Annotated in this window: 15 protein-coding genes; 8 read left to right on the top strand and 7 right to left on the bottom strand. The window is 41.7% G+C overall.

Going from position 1 to position 18,155, the window contains the following annotated elements:
- Positions 1-47: 47 nt before the first annotated feature.
- The 4 genes from porK to ABWY16_RS17840 all read right to left on the bottom strand — a co-directional run bounded on the left by porK (position 48) and on the right by ABWY16_RS17840 (position 4,004).
- Positions 48-1,412, bottom strand: a complete 1,365-nt coding sequence (porK, locus tag ABWY16_RS17855) for a T9SS ring complex lipoprotein PorK/GldK (RefSeq protein WP_502931001.1) — start codon at positions 1,410-1,412, stop codon at positions 48-50.
- A 193-nt stretch (positions 1,413-1,605) separates the two neighbouring features.
- Positions 1,606-2,376, bottom strand: coding sequence for a uroporphyrinogen-III synthase (locus tag ABWY16_RS17850; RefSeq protein WP_353906022.1), 771 nt, complete (start codon positions 2,374-2,376; stop codon positions 1,606-1,608).
- A 9-nt stretch (positions 2,377-2,385) separates the two neighbouring features.
- Positions 2,386-3,372, bottom strand: coding sequence for a DUF4271 domain-containing protein (locus tag ABWY16_RS17845; protein ID WP_353906021.1), 987 nt, complete (start codon positions 3,370-3,372; stop codon positions 2,386-2,388).
- An 80-nt stretch (positions 3,373-3,452) separates the two neighbouring features.
- Entirely contained in the window at positions 3,453-4,004 is a 552-nt protein-coding gene (locus ABWY16_RS17840; RefSeq protein ID WP_353906020.1) for a histidine phosphatase family protein, read from the bottom strand.
- Between the two features lie 49 nt (positions 4,005-4,053).
- On the opposite strand from ABWY16_RS17840, the gene hemW reads away from it, so the two are divergent.
- From hemW to ABWY16_RS17805, 7 genes are all read left to right on the top strand, one after another.
- Positions 4,054-5,196, top strand: a complete 1,143-nt coding sequence (hemW, locus tag ABWY16_RS17835; protein WP_353906019.1) for a radical SAM family heme chaperone HemW — start codon at positions 4,054-4,056, stop codon at positions 5,194-5,196.
- An 83-nt stretch (positions 5,197-5,279) separates the two neighbouring features.
- Entirely contained in the window at positions 5,280-5,831 is a 552-nt protein-coding gene (locus tag ABWY16_RS17830; protein ID WP_353906018.1) for a fasciclin domain-containing protein, read from the top strand.
- A gap of 144 nt (positions 5,832-5,975) precedes the next feature.
- Positions 5,976-6,857 (top strand): cupin-like domain-containing protein, encoded by an 882-nt coding sequence (locus ABWY16_RS17825; protein ID WP_353906017.1) that lies wholly within the window; start codon positions 5,976-5,978, stop codon positions 6,855-6,857.
- 78 nt (positions 6,858-6,935) lie between these two features.
- Positions 6,936-7,820, top strand: a complete 885-nt coding sequence (locus ABWY16_RS17820; protein ID WP_353906016.1) for a cupin-like domain-containing protein — start codon at positions 6,936-6,938, stop codon at positions 7,818-7,820.
- Positions 7,821-7,912: 92 nt separating this feature from the next.
- Positions 7,913-9,010, top strand: coding sequence for a vWA domain-containing protein (locus ABWY16_RS17815; protein WP_353906015.1), 1,098 nt, complete (start codon positions 7,913-7,915; stop codon positions 9,008-9,010).
- A 17-nt stretch (positions 9,011-9,027) separates the two neighbouring features.
- Entirely contained in the window at positions 9,028-10,533 is a 1,506-nt protein-coding gene (locus ABWY16_RS17810; protein ID WP_353906014.1) for a sigma 54-interacting transcriptional regulator, read from the top strand.
- A 30-nt stretch (positions 10,534-10,563) separates the two neighbouring features.
- Positions 10,564-11,820, top strand: coding sequence for a metallophosphoesterase (locus ABWY16_RS17805; RefSeq protein ID WP_353906013.1), 1,257 nt, complete (start codon positions 10,564-10,566; stop codon positions 11,818-11,820).
- A 63-nt stretch (positions 11,821-11,883) separates the two neighbouring features.
- Here the strand turns inward: ABWY16_RS17805 and ABWY16_RS17800 are convergent, their stop codons facing one another.
- Genes ABWY16_RS17800 through ABWY16_RS17790 form a run of 3 tightly spaced genes read right to left on the bottom strand, consistent with a single transcriptional unit; the run spans position 11,884 to position 16,081 of the window.
- Positions 11,884-12,573 (bottom strand): response regulator transcription factor, encoded by a 690-nt coding sequence (locus ABWY16_RS17800; RefSeq protein WP_353906012.1) that lies wholly within the window; start codon positions 12,571-12,573, stop codon positions 11,884-11,886.
- Between the two features lie 4 nt (positions 12,574-12,577).
- A complete protein-coding gene (locus ABWY16_RS17795; RefSeq protein ID WP_353906011.1) occupies positions 12,578-14,248 on the bottom strand; it encodes a sensor histidine kinase in 1,671 nt (556 codons plus the stop codon).
- Positions 14,249-14,260: 12 nt separating this feature from the next.
- Positions 14,261-16,081 carry a S9 family peptidase gene (locus ABWY16_RS17790; protein ID WP_353906010.1) on the bottom strand — a complete coding sequence of 607 codons (1,821 nt, stop codon included), beginning with the start codon at positions 16,079-16,081 and terminating at the stop codon, positions 14,261-14,263.
- Positions 16,082-16,341: 260 nt separating this feature from the next.
- Here ABWY16_RS17790 and ABWY16_RS17785 point away from each other — a divergent pair, with 260 nt between their 5' ends.
- Positions 16,342-18,150 carry a tetratricopeptide repeat protein gene (locus ABWY16_RS17785; RefSeq protein ID WP_353906009.1) on the top strand — a complete coding sequence of 603 codons (1,809 nt, stop codon included), beginning with the start codon at positions 16,342-16,344 and terminating at the stop codon, positions 18,148-18,150.
- Positions 18,151-18,155 lie beyond the last annotated feature (5 nt).

Here is an 18,155-nt window from a genome sequence, read left to right as displayed (position 1 = left end):
GATAGATAAATGTTGATGTATTAGTAGTTTACGAGAATTTTAGTCCTTTAGTTTTTGAAATTGATGTCTGTACCTGCAAATGACGAAACACATCTGAAGCCTATGTACGATCTTGCCTGATCCTGGTACTCATAAGTACCTACGGAGTTTTGAAGGAAGAAACCTATGTCTTTCCATGAACCGCCCCTGACAACTTTACGTTTCATATATTTGCTGTCGGATCCTTTGGCTACGTACGTAAAGTTAGGATTGAAGTCGAGCAGTAAAGGTGAAGCAGAGTTATTATAGGCGGTCACCGTCCATTCAGAAACGTTACCAGCCATATTGTACAGTCCATAATCATTCGGGAAATAGGACCTTACATTTACAGTGTATAAACCTCCGTCATCAGCATAGTTCCCTCTTCCGACTTTGAAGTTAGCCTGCATACATCCTTTGGTATTCCTGATGTAAGGACCGCCCCATGGATATTTTGTTTTTGAATTACCACCTCTTGCCGCATATTCAAATTCAGCATCAGTAGGCAACCTGTACTCAGGGCGTGAGCTGATCGGAAGTTTTCTCTGTGCAGCAACCGGCTCATATAAACGGGTACGCCAAACACAGAATGCATTGGCCTGCTCCCATGATACACCTACTACAGGATAGTTATCATATGATGGGTGATTGAAATAAGATTTAACCATTGGATCATTCTGTGAGTAAGAATAATCTACCTTCCATACCATGGTATCAGGATACACACTTACCGAAGGGAACTGGTTTGGGTTATTTGGATCAGGAGAGTCTACATAACTCTCAATAAAATCTTTACGTTTTTTTGTAGGGTCTTTTCTTCCCTGTTCAGCAAGATCAAGGTTTACAAAGCTGTAAGAATATCTGAATTTTCTTACATCAAGCTCAGGACGTCCAGGCAAAGCATCATCGCCACTGTAATACATATCCTGTAACTTGGAGTTTAGTCCGCCGCTCTTATTGCTCCATAGCCCGGAACCATTACCAACCTTTTTCCAGTTGATATTTTTTTGTGATGAAAGGCTTGCACCACCAGGTGTAGTCTTGGCATTAATAAAATATGCTGCTGCCGCGCCCGGACCTAATGTAGTCAGTGCTACCGAATCTCTGACCCAGTTTACAAACTGCCTGTATTCGGCATTGGTAATTTCAGTTTCATCCATATAGAATGCACTGAAAGAGGTCATTTTGCTGGGCGCACTCTGAGAATTATTAATATCCTCGTCAGACATCCCGATCAGCGTTTTGCCCTGGGGAATGTAAACCATTCCACGTGGCATCTTTTTATTGTTGAATTTCCGGTTATATACGCCCACAAGCTCCCCCTGCCCACCTTTTCCGCAGCTGGAAACGAGTATTGCAATCATTATAAAACCTAGCGTGTAAATTTTCCTCATAAGCCGTTGAGCAATTTTACACAATTTTATAGATTATGATTGATATAAACAACTATTTCAACATAAAAATCTCTCCTAAATGCAAAATAAGCAAGCCGTTAACCTCATGTTAACAACTTGCTTATTCCAAATTTTAAAGAAAATGCAAATATTTTGGATTCCCCAGAGTGGGGAATTGAAGCAACAGATTACGTTACTTGTTGGATTTTTTGATGTAATTCTCTATCGCCATAATCATCGAAGGCGATTCTGGCGAAGGCGCAGCGATATCCACAATTAAGTTCTTATCCGTCACAGCCTTATGCGTATTCACTCCAAAAGCAGCAAGCCTGGTGTTATTTTGCTGGAAATCCGGGAAGTTGGTATAGAGCGACTGAATGCTGGAAGGACTGAAAAATGCAATCACATCGTAGGTCACGTCAGCCAGATCAGAAAGATCACTTACTACAGTCTTGAATAATACTGCCGGAGTCAGGTCATATCCGTTCTTCAGCAGGAAATTCATGGTATCTTCAGTGGCCACATCAGAACATGGGTACAGGAATTTTTCCCCTGAATGTTTTTTAAGCACCTCTGAAAGATCTGCAGCAGTCTGCTTACCAAAAAATATCTTACGCTTCCGGTACTGGATGTACTTTTGCAGATATAGTGCAGTAGATTCCGAAATACAAAAGTATTTCAGATCAGCAGGTACTTCATACCGCATTTCCTCACATATCCTGAAAAAATGATCTACCGCATTCCTGCTTGTAAAAACTACAGCAGTATATTCACTCAGTGTGATCTTATCTTTTCTGAAATCCCGCGCAGGTATACCTTCCACGTGAATAAAGGATCTGAAATCAACTCTCAGGTTGTATTTCTTGGCCAAATCAAAATAAGGCGATTTTTCTGTTTCGGGTTTTGGCAAAGTTATCAGTATACTTTTTACTTTACGCAACCTATCTTCTGTCATTTCTTGCATTTTAACTAGTTACAGCTGTAATCCTATTGCCTTGATTAATATCAAAATAGGGCATATTTCGAGGGCACAAAAGTACATAAATAAATAGAATTTTGAAAACCGATAATGAGATAAAATATTTACCCCTGCCCTTATAAATTGAAACGTGAATATTATCGCCAGTAAAACAAATGATATAACTATGTAATAGATACCATATTTCAATGGCGACAAAGCAAAAGCGACCACCAGGGGGATAAATATTAAGGAGATATTAAAATAACTTAAATATAATATAGAGACATATTCGCTCACTGCTTTCTCGATATTAAACAGGTGTCCCAGCAGGCGGAGCAGTACAATTTTCAAGGCATAAAGTACCACGATCAGTATCGAAACACTTACAAAAAAACGAAAGCCCTGATGGACATAGGCGAGCTGATAGTATTGCGCAACCAGATAAAAAAACATTCCTATAGTAAAGCCAAACTGTATAAACAAAAAAAGGAAAGGCCAGGAACTAAACACGTTATCCTCTTTATTCAAATTATTTAATCCGCGGTTGCTGTAAAATGACTGTATAATATTCTGCAGCTGTTTGGCAAAAGAAATCCTGAGCACCGCAAAAACTACGAGTAACAAACAGATAAATCCCAGCACCCATGTTTTCCCTTTGGGAAGCGGATTGCCGGTCCTGAATTTATTTTCCTTTTTGAATTTACCGTATTTTTTAAACCATGCTTCGAGATCGAGCTTTTCAAAAACGTTCGCTTTTACAATACTGTCTATTAAAATATGCCGGTTAACGAGCGAGTCGGGCAGAATCCAGGTGTGTGTCATGATCGAATCGGTCAAGAACTTTTGCCTGGCCAGAAATGCAGAATCCCTTACTATTCGCGGCTTGTAAAATTTTTGTTTTACAACAGTATCTCCCGCAACCGGACTGATCTGCGCCTTAGCCTCACTAAAGCCCAGTCCGCAGAACAGGAAAATAGTTAGCAGAAGATTTCTATACATGGAGCTGATAAGTGATCAAATTGCATTGTCGCAAATTTAAGATAATATTGTTTACAATCTCACCCGATTGGTAAAATGGTTTACCAGGTACCACAGTTCTTCGCCGGGATAATTCCCTCTCTGTCTTTTTGCAGTACCCTGCTTTTTTTCTTACCGCTGATGATCCAGACAGAATCAAAATCGCTGTCGCTCCAGCTTGTCTTTTCTTTGATGCCCAATGCTTTTGCCAGGCTTGCAATATTTTCGTGGTCCCACACAAACAGTACCGTTCCCTCTTTTTTTTCAAGATCTTTCAGAATGTTATCAAAGTCTTTACCGCTGTACTTACTATTGATACTGATATTATAAGCAGAAGCGAACGGACTGATAGTCTGGAACATCCTGGCGTGGGTTGTTTTAACACCATTACCTATTGAAGGAATGTAGATGTCCTGCGGAACACCAATTTTCTTATAAAGTACGCTCACTAATTTTAGAGAACGGTTGAGGCCAGCACAATCCAGATTTTCATATTTATCCTGTTTTTCACCATGGCGGATGATCACAATCTTCAGTTTAGATTGCGCGACTGCTGTCAGAAATGGCATGGCACAGCATGCCAGAAACGCTAAAGCAATAACACTCTTCTTCATCTTACGAAAATACGATAAAACAATCCTTAATTGCACTTACCTTTGCCGAATGTCCGGAATTTATATCCATATCCCCTTTTGTAAACAGGCCTGCAACTATTGTGACTTCCATTTCAGCACTTCCCTGCAGTTTGTAGACGAGATGACTGATTCGATCTGCAAAGAAATCATTATGAAAAAGAACAGGATTACTGATCAGGTAGGAAGCATTTATTTCGGCGGTGGTACCCCTTCTATTCTGCCACAAAAATCTTTTGAAAAAATATTTGACGTACTGACCACACACTTCTCTATCGCATCTGATGCAGAGATCACCATAGAAACCAATCCGGACGATCTGGATGCAAAAAAGATTGCGGAGCTGCGCCAGCTTCCTGTTAACCGCTTCAGTATCGGTGTGCAGTCTTTTTTTAATGAAGACCTGATCTGGATGAACAGGGCGCACAACGCAAGTGAAGCAGATACCTGCATCAGACGCAGTCAGGATGCAGGCTTTGAAAACCTGAGCATCGACCTGATTTATGGCTACCCTTTGCTGACCGACGAAAAATGGCATAGCAATATCAATAAAGCGATTGGCTTACAGGTGCCTCACTTATCTGCCTATTCTTTAACAGTAGAGCCAAGAACTGCACTGGCAGCGGCAATTAAAAAAGGAAAACAGGTTCCTGTAAACGATGAACAGAGTGCCGCACAGTTTATTTCACTGATTGAGAAATCCGGCGCGGCGGGCTTTGACCATTATGAAATTTCCAACTTAAGCCTGCCCGGCCGCCATGCCGTTCACAACACCAACTATTGGCGGGGCATTCCCTACCTGGGCATAGGCCCTTCGGCCCATGGTTTCAATGGCAATATCAGGTATCTGAACATCGCCAATAACGCCAAATACCTCAGCCAGATTGCAGATGGCAAACTACCGGAAACAGTGGAAGAACTGGATATTTATGACCGTTTTAATGAGTATGTAATGACCTCCCTGCGTACGATGTGGGGAACTGATATGGATAAAATTGAAAGGGATTTTGGCAGGGTCTTTCTGGCTGATACGATTAAAAACATTAAACCTTTTATCCAAAGAAAATGGCTGGAATACAAGGATGGCACACTGATGCTTACCCAGGACGGTAAGCTTTTTGCCGACTATATTGCCTCGGAATTATTTCTGATCGACGAGAAATCAGAGGGTTAACTATCACGCTGTCTGATCGTTAAAAACTTAAAAACCAAGCGCTATTTTCCAACGTATCTTTTCGCAAATCAAAATACCAAAATATGAAAAGATTAATCCTGCCTTTATTTGCTATAGTAGCTATGGCATTCTCAACTAACGTTTACGCGCAAAAAAACCCAATGGTTGGTGGTGCAGCAATGTACCCGACAAAAGACATTGTGGACAATGCAGTAAATTCAAAAGACCACACTACGCTTGTTGCAGCGGTGAAAGCAGCCGGCCTTGTAGAAACTTTAAAAAGCAAAGGACCATTTACAGTTTTTGCTCCTACAAACGCAGCATTTGATAAACTACCTGCCGGAACTGTGGAAACATTGGTTAAACCGGAAAACAAAGCGATGCTGACTAAGATTCTTACCTATCACGTGGTTGCAGGCAAAATGGATGCAAAAACAATTGCAAACGCGATTAAAGCCGGCAATGGAAAAGCAGAACTCACTACAGTGGCTGGTGGAAAACTCTGGGCTTCAATGGAAGGTGACAAACTTGTTTTAACTGACGAAAAAGGTGGAACCGCCGCAGTAACAGTTGCAAACGTTATGCAAAAAAACGGCGTTATACATGTAATTGATACTGTTTTAATGCCAAACTAAGCTAACCTAACCAGTAAAAGTTATAAAAAAACACAGTCTTATCAGCTGTGTTTTTTTATTGTCAGAATTTTTGATTAATCATTTCCACTGTTGATTGCTATATCTATTTTTATATAATTTTACATGATTTAACATTATATTAACATGAAGTTTGACTTATCTCAGATTGATTGCGTAGATGAGATTTCTAAAGAAGATTTCGAGAAAAACTATCTCAATGCACGCAGGCCTCTTGTCATAAAGAACATGGCTAAAACTTGGCCGGCGTACGAAAAATGGTCTATGGACTACATGAAAACTGTTGTGGGCGATCAGGTTGTTCCCCTGTATGACAGTTCCAAAGCAGACCCATCCAAACCGATCAATGCATCGGCAGCTGAAATGAAATTCGGAGATTATATAGACCTCATCAAAAGTACGCCTACTGATCTGCGCATCTTTCTTTTTGATCCTATCAAACAGGCACCAAAACTTCTGGATGATTATATCGCCCCGAAAAATCTGATGGGAGGATTTCTTGACAGCTATCCAAACATGTTCTTTGGCGGTAAGGGCTCTGTAACCTTTCTGCATTACGATATTGATATGGCTCATATCTTCCACACCCATTTCAATGGCAGAAAACACGTTATTCTGTTCGAAAACAAATGGAAGGAACGGCTCTATCAAATTCCCTATGCAACTTATGCCCTGGAAGACTATGATGTTGAAAATCCTGATTTCGAAAAATTCCCGGCACTGAAAGGTGTGAAAGGTATCGAAGCCTATCTCGAGCATGGCGATACCTTATTTATGCCAACAGGATACTGGCACTGGATGAAATATCTTGACGGTTCTTTTTCCATCAGCCTGAGGGCATGGGATAAATCCTGGGCAGTGAAGGCAAAAAGCCTGTACAATTTAACTATACAGCGCAAATTTGATGACTTTATGAAAGGTAATTTCAGGGATAAATATATGGCATGGAAGGAACGCCTGGCCATCAAAAGGGCCAATAAAGCACTGGAAAGTCATCTTCCTCAATAAATAAAGCTGCTGTTCCTTTTTATTGAAAATAAGTAGAATTTAATTTACACTTTTGTTCTTTAACAGATTTCACCCTTTATGAGCTTCATTCTTAAGCCAGTAGATACCGTTGAGAGCATCAGTCCCTCTGATTTTAAAAAAAATTATTTAGACCCAAGGAAACCTCTGATCATTAAAGGTTTAACAAAGAACTGGCCTGCAAGAGAGAAGTGGACTACTGATTATCTGAAAGAAATAGCAGGGCAGCTTGAAGTTCCACTGTATGACAACGCAAAGGCAGATCCTTCCAAACCGATCAATTCTGCAGCTGCGCATATGCTGTTTGGTGATTATCTGGACCTCATTAAAAGGGAGCCAACTGAATTGCGCATCTTTTTCTTTAACCTTTTCAAACATGTTCCCAGCCTGATCAACGATGTTATCCTGCCAAAGGACCTGATGGGCGGTTTTATTGAAAGTATGCCGGCCATGTTTTTCGGCGGTTCCAATTCGGTTACTTTTCTTCATTATGACATCGATCTGCCACACCTCTTTCATACCCATTTCGGGGGCAGAAAACATATCATCCTTTTCGACAATAAATGGAAAGAACGCCTGTATTGTATCCCCAATGCTACTTATGCCCTGGAAGATTATGATGTGGCCAATCCCGACTTTAAAAATTTCCCTGCACTGAACGGTGTGGAAGGATACGAAGTGTTCCTGGAACATGGAGATACGCTGTTTATGCCTACCGGTATGTGGCACTGGATGAAGTATCTGGACGGTTCTTTCTCTCTCAGCCTAAGGGCATGGGACGCATCGCCCGTAAGAAAAGCACAAAGCTTATTTAACCTGGCTATCAAAGGCGGCCTGGATAGTTTGCTGAAGATGGCACTGAAAGCGCCTTATGCAAATTTCAGGGAGAAACTGGCGGTGAAACGTGCAGACAGGGCCTTGGCTAAAGGCTATCCAAAGCCCTAAAAAGGCTCTTTTCCCTCTTAAGTATTTTTACAAGCAGGTAACATTAGTGCGGGGCTAAACTTTTACCTTCGATTTACCGTTAATATAAGAATATGAGAGGTTTCCATTTTTCTGATTTTCAACCCGACGACCTTCCAAAGGGCGGGTTTGATGAACTGCTAAAACTATTCACACAATTGTTGAATTATACAGCAGGTGATGCAGGCGAAACGCTTGCCTGGATGAATGAACTGGATAAGCAATACAAGTTTACCAATGGCGACTATGGGATGGGTGATTTTATTGACGAGCTGAAAGACAAAGGCTATATTAAAGAAAATCCTAAAGATGGCGACATGGAGATCACCTCCAAAACAGAGCAGACAATACGCAAATCTGCACTGGAAGAGATCTTTGGTAAACTGAAAAAAGCTGGAAAGGGAAATCATAACAGCAACCTGTCTGGTATAGGCGAGGAGAAAAATGCCGACCGCCGTGAGTATTCATTTGGTGACAGCCTGGACCAGATCGATATGACCGCATCGATCCAGAATGCACAGATCAATCACGGGATAGGCAACTTTACCCTTACTGAGCGCGACCTGGAAGTGGAAGAGAAAGATTTCAAGACACTCACTTCAACAGTGCTGATGATTGATATATCCCACTCCATGATCCTTTATGGCGAGGACAGGATCACTCCTGCAAAGAAAGTAGCCATGGCACTCGCAGAGCTGATTAAAACCAGGTATCCTAAGGATACACTTGACATTGTTGTGTTTGGTAATGATGCATGGCCGATTACAGTTAAGGACCTTCCCTATCTGCAGGTTGGGCCATACCATACAAATACGTTTGCAGGACTTGAACTGGCTGCCGACCTGCTCCGCAGGCGCAAAACGCATAATAAACAGATCTTTATGATCACTGACGGAAAACCCACCTGCCTGAAAGAAAATGGCCGTTACTATAAAAACAGTATGGGACTGGATAGGAAGGTGATCAATAAAACACTGAACATGGCAGCGCAGTGCAAAAGGCTGAATATCCCTATTACTACATTTATGATTGCCCAGGACCCTTACCTGCAGCAATTTGTCAGAGAATTTACCCAGATCAACGGAGGAAGGGCATTTTACAGCTCTCTGACTGGATTGGGCGAATACATTTTTGAAGATTATATTAAAAACAGAAGAAAAACGGTCCGTTAAACGGAGATACAAATCATATGGATTATAAATCAATTAAAACTCTTGGCGAATTAAAAGCCTCCAATTACGTTTCGCTCTCGGTAAAAGATGAATTGCGCAAAAACCTCATTCAGCAGCTTCAGAATAAAGATGCTGGTTTTGAAGGTATCTTAGGCTATGATGAAACTGTTATCCCCGAATTACAGACTGCTATCCTTTCCAGGCACAATATTCTGCTGCTGGGTTTAAGAGGCCAGGCTAAAACACGTATTGCCCGTTTAATGGTTAACCTGCTGGATGAATATATCCCTTATGTAACCGGAAGTGAAATATTTGATGATCCCCTGAACCCTATTTCCTGGTTCGCCCAGCGAGAAATAGAGACTTATGGTGATGATACTGTGATCAGCTGGCAGCATCGTTCTGACCGCTATACAGAAAAACTGGCTACCCCAGATGTAACTGTAGCGGATTTAATTGGTGACGTTGATCCAATCAAGGCGGCTACATTAAAACTGACATATAACGACGAACGTGTAATCCACTTTGGTTTGATCCCGAGAGCGCACCGCAGTATTTTCGTAATCAATGAATTACCAGATCTTCAGGCACGTATCCAGGTAGCCTTATTCAATATGCTGCAGGAGAAAGATATCCAGATCAGAGGATTTAAATTACGGTTACCCCTTGATGTTCAGTTTGTTTTCACGGCCAATCCTGAAGATTATACCAACAGGGGATCGATTGTAACGCCACTGAAAGACAGGATTGAAAGCCAGATCTTAACACATTATCCTAAAACTATTGCTATCTCCAGAAAGATTACTTTTCAGGAAGCAAAAATCACTGAATCGCAGAAACTGAAAGTTGAAGCAGACGGTTTGGTGAAAGACCTGATAGAGCAGGTAGCGTTTGAAGCGCGTAAAAGTGAGTTTATCGATCAGAAATCAGGTGTTTCTGCACGTTTAACCATCTCTGCCTATGAAAACCTGATCAGTTCTGCCGAAAGAAGAATGCTGATCAACATGGAAGAAAATACCTTCGTAAGGCTGTCAGATCTTACAGGAATCATCCCTGCTGTAACCGGAAAAATCGAGCTGGTTTATGAAGGAGAGCTGGAAGGCCCGGCCAAAGTTGCCAATACCTTAATAGGAAAAGCTATCAAGACCCTTTTTAACCGTTATTTCCCTGATCCTGAAAAAGCTAAGAAAAGCAAGGCTGCAAATCCTTATCAAAGTATTACCGATTGGTTTACAGATGGCAATACTTTAGATGTTGCTGATACCCTCACAGGGCCGCAGTATAAAAAGGAGCTGATGCAGGTTAAAGGGCTGAATGAACTGGTGAAGAAATTCCATCCTAAACTCAGCGCCAATCAGACTTTACTGATGATGGAATTTGTATTGCACGGCCTGGCAGAATATTCGCAGCTGAGCAAGAAATACCTTGACGGTGGTTTTGGGTTTTCCGACATGTTTGACAGTCTGTTTAATACCGAAATTGGCGAGGATGATGACGAAGACGAAGATACCGACTTCAGATAAGTAACACAAAATATTATTACCTAAAATCCAATGGGCCGATTACCCTTTCTTATTGCAGGATGCCTGTTGATTCTGGCATTCGATTATTATTTTGTGAATGCAGCGCTCTCTGTATTTAAGAACTGGACTGAGAAGTCAAAGAAGAGATTTACCCGCATTTACTATGGAGTGAGCATCGTGCTCATTATCGGAGTATTTGCAGGTATTTTCGTTAATATCTTTCTATCCCTGCGTGCAGTGATCCTGGTGTCGTTCTTCCTGATCACAGCATGTAAGATTGTAATGTTGCTGTTTCTGGTAATAGATGATCTGCGCAGGGGCCTGATCTTCCTTTTCAGACAGTTTAGAAAAACACCTCAAAGCCCAACTGTAAATCCTTCTGAGGATGGAGATACAATCAGCCGCTCTTCTTTTCTTGTGAAAGCAGGTATTGTGGCAGCTGCTGTACCCCTGACTTCTCTCACCTGGGGCATTGTCTCTGGTGCCTATGATTATCAGGTAAGAAGGAAAACTTTGATCCTGCCTAATTTGCCAGCCGCATTTGACGGGATTACTATGGCGCAGATCTCTGATATCCATTCCGGCAGTTTCTATAATCCGAAAGCTGTCAGGGGCGGGGTAGAAATGCTCCTTGGCGAGAAACCTGATTTTATATTTTTCACAGGCGATATCGTTAATGATATGGCCAATGAAATGCGGGATTACCAGGATATCTTCAGTAAAGTTAAAGCCCCTCTTGGCGTATTTTCTTCGCTTGGGAACCATGATTATGGGGATTACCACTTTGGAAGAGAATCTTCTCCGGCCAAAGCAAAAAACCTGAAGGACGTGATCAAAACTCATGAACTGATGGGCTGGGACCTGCTGATGAATGAAAACAGGCGCCTTAAAGTTGACGGCGAGGAAATCGGAATCCTGGGCATCGAAAACTGGGGAATGGGACGTTTTCCTAAATACGGGAAAATGGAACTTGCCGTAAAAAACACAGATGACCTGCCGGTGAAGTTACTTTTATCACACGATCCATCACACTGGCGCGCCGAGGTATTGCCAAAATATCCTCAGATCGATGCCATGTTTAGCGGACATACGCATGGAATGCAGTTTGGTGTTCGTACAGAAAAATATCAGTGGAGCCCTATTGAATATATCTACAAGGAATGGGCTGGCCTTTACCAGGAACAGCAGCAACAATTGTATGTGAATGTAGGTTACGGTTTCCTGGGCTTTCCCGGAAGAGTAGGTATTTTGCCAGAAATCACTGTCTTTACCCTGAAAAGGGCTTAAGGATAAACCTGGATAGCAATTCATTTTAAAAGTATAGCCTGTAAATTACAGGCTATACTTTTTTTATCCCGCGTTGAAGCGGTATCCTATACCTCTGACAGTTTGCAGCAACTGCGGATTATCAGGATTCAGTTCAATCTTTTTCCTTAGTCGTACAATATGCATATCCAGGGTACGGGTATTTACATCAGAATTATATCCCCATACAACCAACATCAGTTCATCACGGTTGATCACCTTATTAGGGTTTCTGAGGAAGTATAAAAGAATCCTGTTCTCCAGTATCGTAAGCTCGATTTTTCTGCCATTACGGTACAGGGTGTGGATATTCGGATGATGTTCCATGTCACCAAAACGGTGGATCTCAGACCTGTCATTGTTCAGCAGAAACTTAACTTTGCTTTCCAGCATAGCTACAAGCACATCCATATTGAAAGGCTTTGCCACATAGTCTGACACCCCAAAATTATAGGCATCAATCTTATCTACGTCCTGCGCCTTGGCAGTCATCATAATGATCAGGTTTTCAAAACCCTTCTGGCGTACTTCTTCGCAAACCTCAGAACCTTGTTTACCGGGCAGCATCCAGTCAAGCAGCACAATATCAGGTTTCTCATCCAATATCATTTTCACAGCCAGTTCGCCATCGCCGTTTTCAAGCACTTCGTAACCTTCCGATTTTAAACGGTGTACTACTAAAAATCTTAAATTCTCATCGTCCTCGACTATTAGTATTTTAATTCCTTTAGACATATCATTAATTATTATAAGGCAGTACTATTTTAAATTCTGTTCCTTTATTTACTTTACTTTTTACGGTAATCTCACCCTTCATAAATACAACCAGCTCTTTGCAGAATGCCAGCCCTAATCCTACGCTGCCATTTTGGTTATACTGGTTCTGTATACGGTAAAACTTCTTAAATATATTATTAATTTCCGGCGTCGGAATACCAATTCCATGATCAATAAACCTGAATACAACCTTCCCCTTGATCATTTTTGCCGAGATGTGCAGCTTCTTTAATTCCGGAGGTGAATACTTATAAGCGTTCTCAACTAAGTTATCAAAAAGACTACCCAATAATACAGGATCTGTGATAAAAGTAGTGAACCCGGATACTTCATAGGTGACTTTAAAATCAGGATGTTTCAGCTGATGGGACTCTACCGTACTTTCTATAAAGTCTTCAATATAGATTTCATCACGGTTCAACTGGATTGCTTTATTTTCAATCTGTGTAAATGCCAGTAATTTATTCATCAGCCCATTGAGCTTGTCGGCCTCCTCATCGAGGATTTTACCATACAGTTTCAGCTCCCGCTCAGTCAGTGAACTGGCGCTTTTGATGTTATTCCCGGCAATCTTGATCACACTCACAGGCGTTTTAAATTCGTGCGTCAGGTTGTTTACAAAGTCATACTGTAACTTAAACATCTTATGGTTGATGTTCAGGTTTCTGTAAATCAGGTAAGCCACTAATACCAGCAGACTATAAAATAACAGGATCAGCAAGGCAATCGGCAGAAAGTAACTGAGTATCTCGCGGTCCACAAAGGATTTGGCAGAAATAAAATATAGTTTATAATCTGAAAAAGGGCCGGGAAGGGTGATCTCTGTTGCAATATAATCCGATGAAGTATTCAAAGGATCATAGGTTAAAGGTTCTATCCTGATATTCTGATAAAGTTTCTTCCTGGTATTGATAATCCTGATCTTATAGGGATCCAGAAAGAATGATAACATGTCCTGCTGGTAAACAGGCATAGGACTAAGCTGTTTGTGCAGCATTTCTTTGTAAACTTTCAGATCTTCCATCCTGGGGATATTCAGATAGGTGATCTTATTGGAGCGGATGATGCTGAAGTTGGTAAAAAGCTCATCCTGGCTATGTGCTTTAGTGGTATCCAGTGCGGCGATATAGGAAATAAACTTAATGCCCAGTGCATTGAAATCATCTCCTATCGTAAAGTTCTTTGTGTTTTCTTTTGAAAAGAGCTTGACAGAATCAAGGGGTACCAGATCTCCGAACTGGTAAATATTTTTGGGGCCGAAGGAAAAATGCTGGCGTGCATTCAATCCGTCTTTTACATAGAAATTGTTGATCTCAGAATCATAAAATATAACCTTCGATACAAATGGATAATCATTCAGAACAGTATCTACAAATTTAGCTGTAGTGGCGGAATCAAGGTATCCGTTATAATAAGATATCTCTGGTACTTTATTGGTAAAGAATTCATTGTATGGTTTGATACTTTCCTCCAGCACTTTCACCTTTTCGGAAACAAACTCGTTTTCAATAAATTTCTTGCTAAAGTTGTATGCAAGGAAAAGGGACAGCACAAACAGGGCGGAGATCAGAACAATAAAGGTCAGGATCAATAAAAAATTTTTACGATAGCCACTGTATCTCTCTGATGCCATTCTTGTTTTTATCTATTTCTTAGACAGATTAGCGGATAAAAATTGCTCCAGACCAGCGTATAACTTTTGGCGTACTTCCTCACCATTTGCAGACGATTCATTATACTCCTTTTCCAGATACGTAACTTTTACATTTCGCTTTTGCAACTCCTTTACAAACTGTATGGCTTCTGCTGAATTACCCGCCTGGTCTGTAGGACTTTGCGCAATAAACACAGGCACTTTAAACTTGTCTGCATGAAATACCGGAGATGCCTGCCTCATATAATCAACTTCGGTAACCGGGTTTCCTATAATCTCATAGTACATCTGCAGGTTCGTCTTCAAAAATGGAGGTATCGATTTTAAGTAACTGAATAAATTAATCACCCCAGAGTTAGATCCGCCGCATGCGTACATTCCCGGACTCGAATATAAGCTATTCAATGCAATATATCCTCCAAAACCTGTACCATAAATAGCTATTCTTTTGGGATTAGCTATTTTTTCCGCAATCAGCCACTTCACTCCGTCATTGATATCGTCGCCAATTTTCCCTCCCCACTGCTTAAACCCTGCTGCCGTGAAGGACTTCCCATAACCGGTTGATCCCCGGTAATTGATCTGAAAAACGGCATAACCGCGGTTTGCGAGAAACTGCACCTCGGCATTGTATCCCCATGAATTGCGCATTCCCGGGCCATTATGGGGCAGCACCACTACAGGAAGGTTTTCTGCTGAGGTACGCAGTGGCAGTGTCAGATATCCCTGGATCTTTAACCCGTCACGTGCAGTAAAACTGATTGCTCTCATTTTACTCATATCGGATTCCCTCACATAGGGATTAAAATCACTCAACTTCCTGATCGTTCCTTTATTAGCAAAATACAGGTAGTAAGAGCCAGGATTGACATCTGTAAAGGTTCTCACGATAAAGATATTTTCTGCCTTATCCCTGGCTATAACCCTTGATTCTGTACCAGGCAGCAGCTTACCCAGTTTTGTATAAAGCTGCTTTGCCGCACTGTCCAGGTAATATTTTTCTTTTTTCCAGGTTTCACAAACTACAAAGGCTATCCTTTTTTTTGAATCTGAATACTGGGCATCCACTACATTGAGTGTATCGTTCCTGAAGAGGACCTTATTTTCCTTACCTGTCAGGCAATCCAGTTCAACCAGGGCATTTTTGTCCCTGTTCACATTAGAAATTGCATATACAATATTGGGCCGGTCGCCTGCGATAGAGATCGGTCTGAAAGTAGTCTTGAAATTATTGGTAATTACAGGTTTAAAAAACCTGTTCTCTGTATCCCTGTACAGCAGCGTTTGATTTACGCCATCGCTGGAAGTAGCCAGCCTGAGCTTCCCCCTGGAATCTGTGATCCAGTCGGTAATGTTCCCCGGGTTTTTAGCAGCCATCTCCATATGGCCGTCCCGTACATTTAAACGGTAAACATCAAAAACGGTAGAATCCCGCTTGTTGGAAGACACCAGCAGGAACTTACCATCAATCAGCTCATCTTTCAATACGCGCATCCTGCTTTGTCCGTTATCACTCAGCTTGCGTTCCTGCCCACCTTCTTTATTGATGATATAGATATCAGAAAGCCGCTCCACACCTTCTTTTTCCTTGTAATAGATCAGTTCATTGTTACTTACCCAGGAATAGTAATTGATATTTTTTTCCTGGAGCTGCGTGATCTGAAGGGATTTGCCAGAACTCAGGTCCTCTACAAATAAATTTTGTTTCTTACCCTGCATTTTAAGATAGGATAGTAATTTCCCATCCGGAGATATGGCATAAAAGCCTTTATCCTGCGATTTGAAAAAGTCGGCCACAGGAATTATTCTCACTTGCTCCTTTTGCTTACACGCGGCGAAGAAGGCAACAAAAACAAGCAAAAAATATCTTTTGTTTAAGATCATAGCATACAAAAATACATAACACCACCTGTCCATTGGGTAATACAGTAATATTGTTACTTTACCTCAGCACAGGAAGCGGAATTCAAAATAGCCATATTTAGCGAATGGAGAAATAAATCGAGGTAACAATTAAAGTACGCAGGAATAGGATATGTTTCTTAAATTAGTAATTCAAGCATCTACGCGTCATGATTAAAAGATTTGTTCTCCTGATTTTCGCCCTGCTTCCCCTCAGCATAGCTGCCCAGAGTGTCAGCGATGACGATATAGCTATGCAATATTACCAGGAAGGCAATTTTAAAAAGGCAGCAGAAGTACTGGAAAAGCTTTTCACAAAGACTAAGGATGACGCGTATTTCGGGCTCTATTTTAATGCCCTGCTCAAATCAAAACAATACCAGGAAGCAGAGAAAATAACCAAAAAACTCATCCGCCAGAACCCTGCCTCCCTGAAATACGAGATCGCCCTGGGCAGGATCTATAAAGAAGAAGGGCAGCAGGACAACGCCGCTAAAACCTTCGACCGTATCATCACCAATCTCCCTAAAGATGAGGCTGTGATCAGGGATATAGCAAATAACCTCTATCAGATCGAAGAATATGATGTTGCCATCAGGGTCTTCCAGCAGGGCCGCGAAACACTGGGCAATCCTGAAGCTTTTACATTTGAGCTGCTAAGCTTGTACAGGTACAAAAAAGATAAGAACATGCTCATCCAGGAGTTTCTGAATGCACTCTCCACAATGCCGCAAATGTTAGCCCAGGCACAAACAGTTCTATCATCGGTATTTGAAGGGGATTCCGATTATCTGAACCTCCAGAATGCACTGTTCAAGAAGATACAGAAACAACCTGAAAATGAATCCTTCACCAGGTTGCTGATCTGGCAGTACCTGCAGCAGCAGGAATATGACATGGCTCTGCGACAGCTGATTGCCCAGGATAAAAGAACAAAAGCCGATGGTACTGTCCTATTCGAAAACGCACAGATTTTTAGTTCAAACAAAGCGTATGATACAGCCATTAAGGCTTATGAATATTTACTAACCAAAGGCAGGGACAATCCCTGGTATCTCCCTTCCAGGTTATCATTGGTGGATGCACAATACCAGGCTCTGCTCCTGGGTCAAAATGCCGAAGCTGATGTGATTGCGCTGGCGGAACAGTATCAGGCCATCCTGAAAGAATACGGCAGCAATTCCAAAACATTGTTTGCATTAAGAAAATGGGCAACTATCCAGGCTTATTACCTGCATCATCTGGACATGGCCGAAGAAGCGCTCGAGACAGCTGTCAGGATCCCTGGTGTAGCTTCTGCAGAAATTGCCGAGATCAAACTGGAGCTCGGAGACATTTATGTGTTAACAGGACAACCCTGGGAAGCGATCCTGGTATACGGGCAGGTAGCGAAGGATTATGAGAACCAGAATGTCGGCAACGAAGCAAAATACCGCTCTGCACGACTGTCATTTTACCAGGGCAACTTCAGCTATGCCAAGTCGCAGGCTGACGTGCTGAAAGCCTCTACAACACAGCTGATAGCCAATGATGCTTTGAACCTGAGCCTGCTGATCTCGGATCATCTCGAAAACACCGCCGATACACTGGCACTTAAACTTTACGCTTCTGCTGAATTTATGCAGTTCAGAAATGATTATAAATCTGCACTGCAAAAACTGGACAGTATCCCTCTTGTTAATCCTCAGCATAGCCTGGCGGATGATATCCTGATGGCCAAATCACGGATCTATATCAAAAAAGGGGATTTTAACCAATCGGCAGCTCTGCTCAAAGAACTGATAGCGCACCCACAGCAAAATATCTGGACTGACGATGCCCTTTTCCTTCTTGCAGGATTATATGAAGATCAGCTGCACCAGCCTGAACAGGCGAAAATCCTGTATCAGCGCTTAATCTCTGAATTTCCCGGAAGTATGTTTACCGCCGAAGCACGGGTACATTTCAGGAAACTTCGTGGGGATAATATTGAATCATAGTTTAT

It is taken from the genome of Pedobacter sp. (assembly GCF_040513095.1).
Classification (GTDB): domain Bacteria; phylum Bacteroidota; class Bacteroidia; order Sphingobacteriales; family Sphingobacteriaceae; genus Pedobacter.
This window is presented reverse-complemented; position numbering and strand designations above follow the sequence as displayed.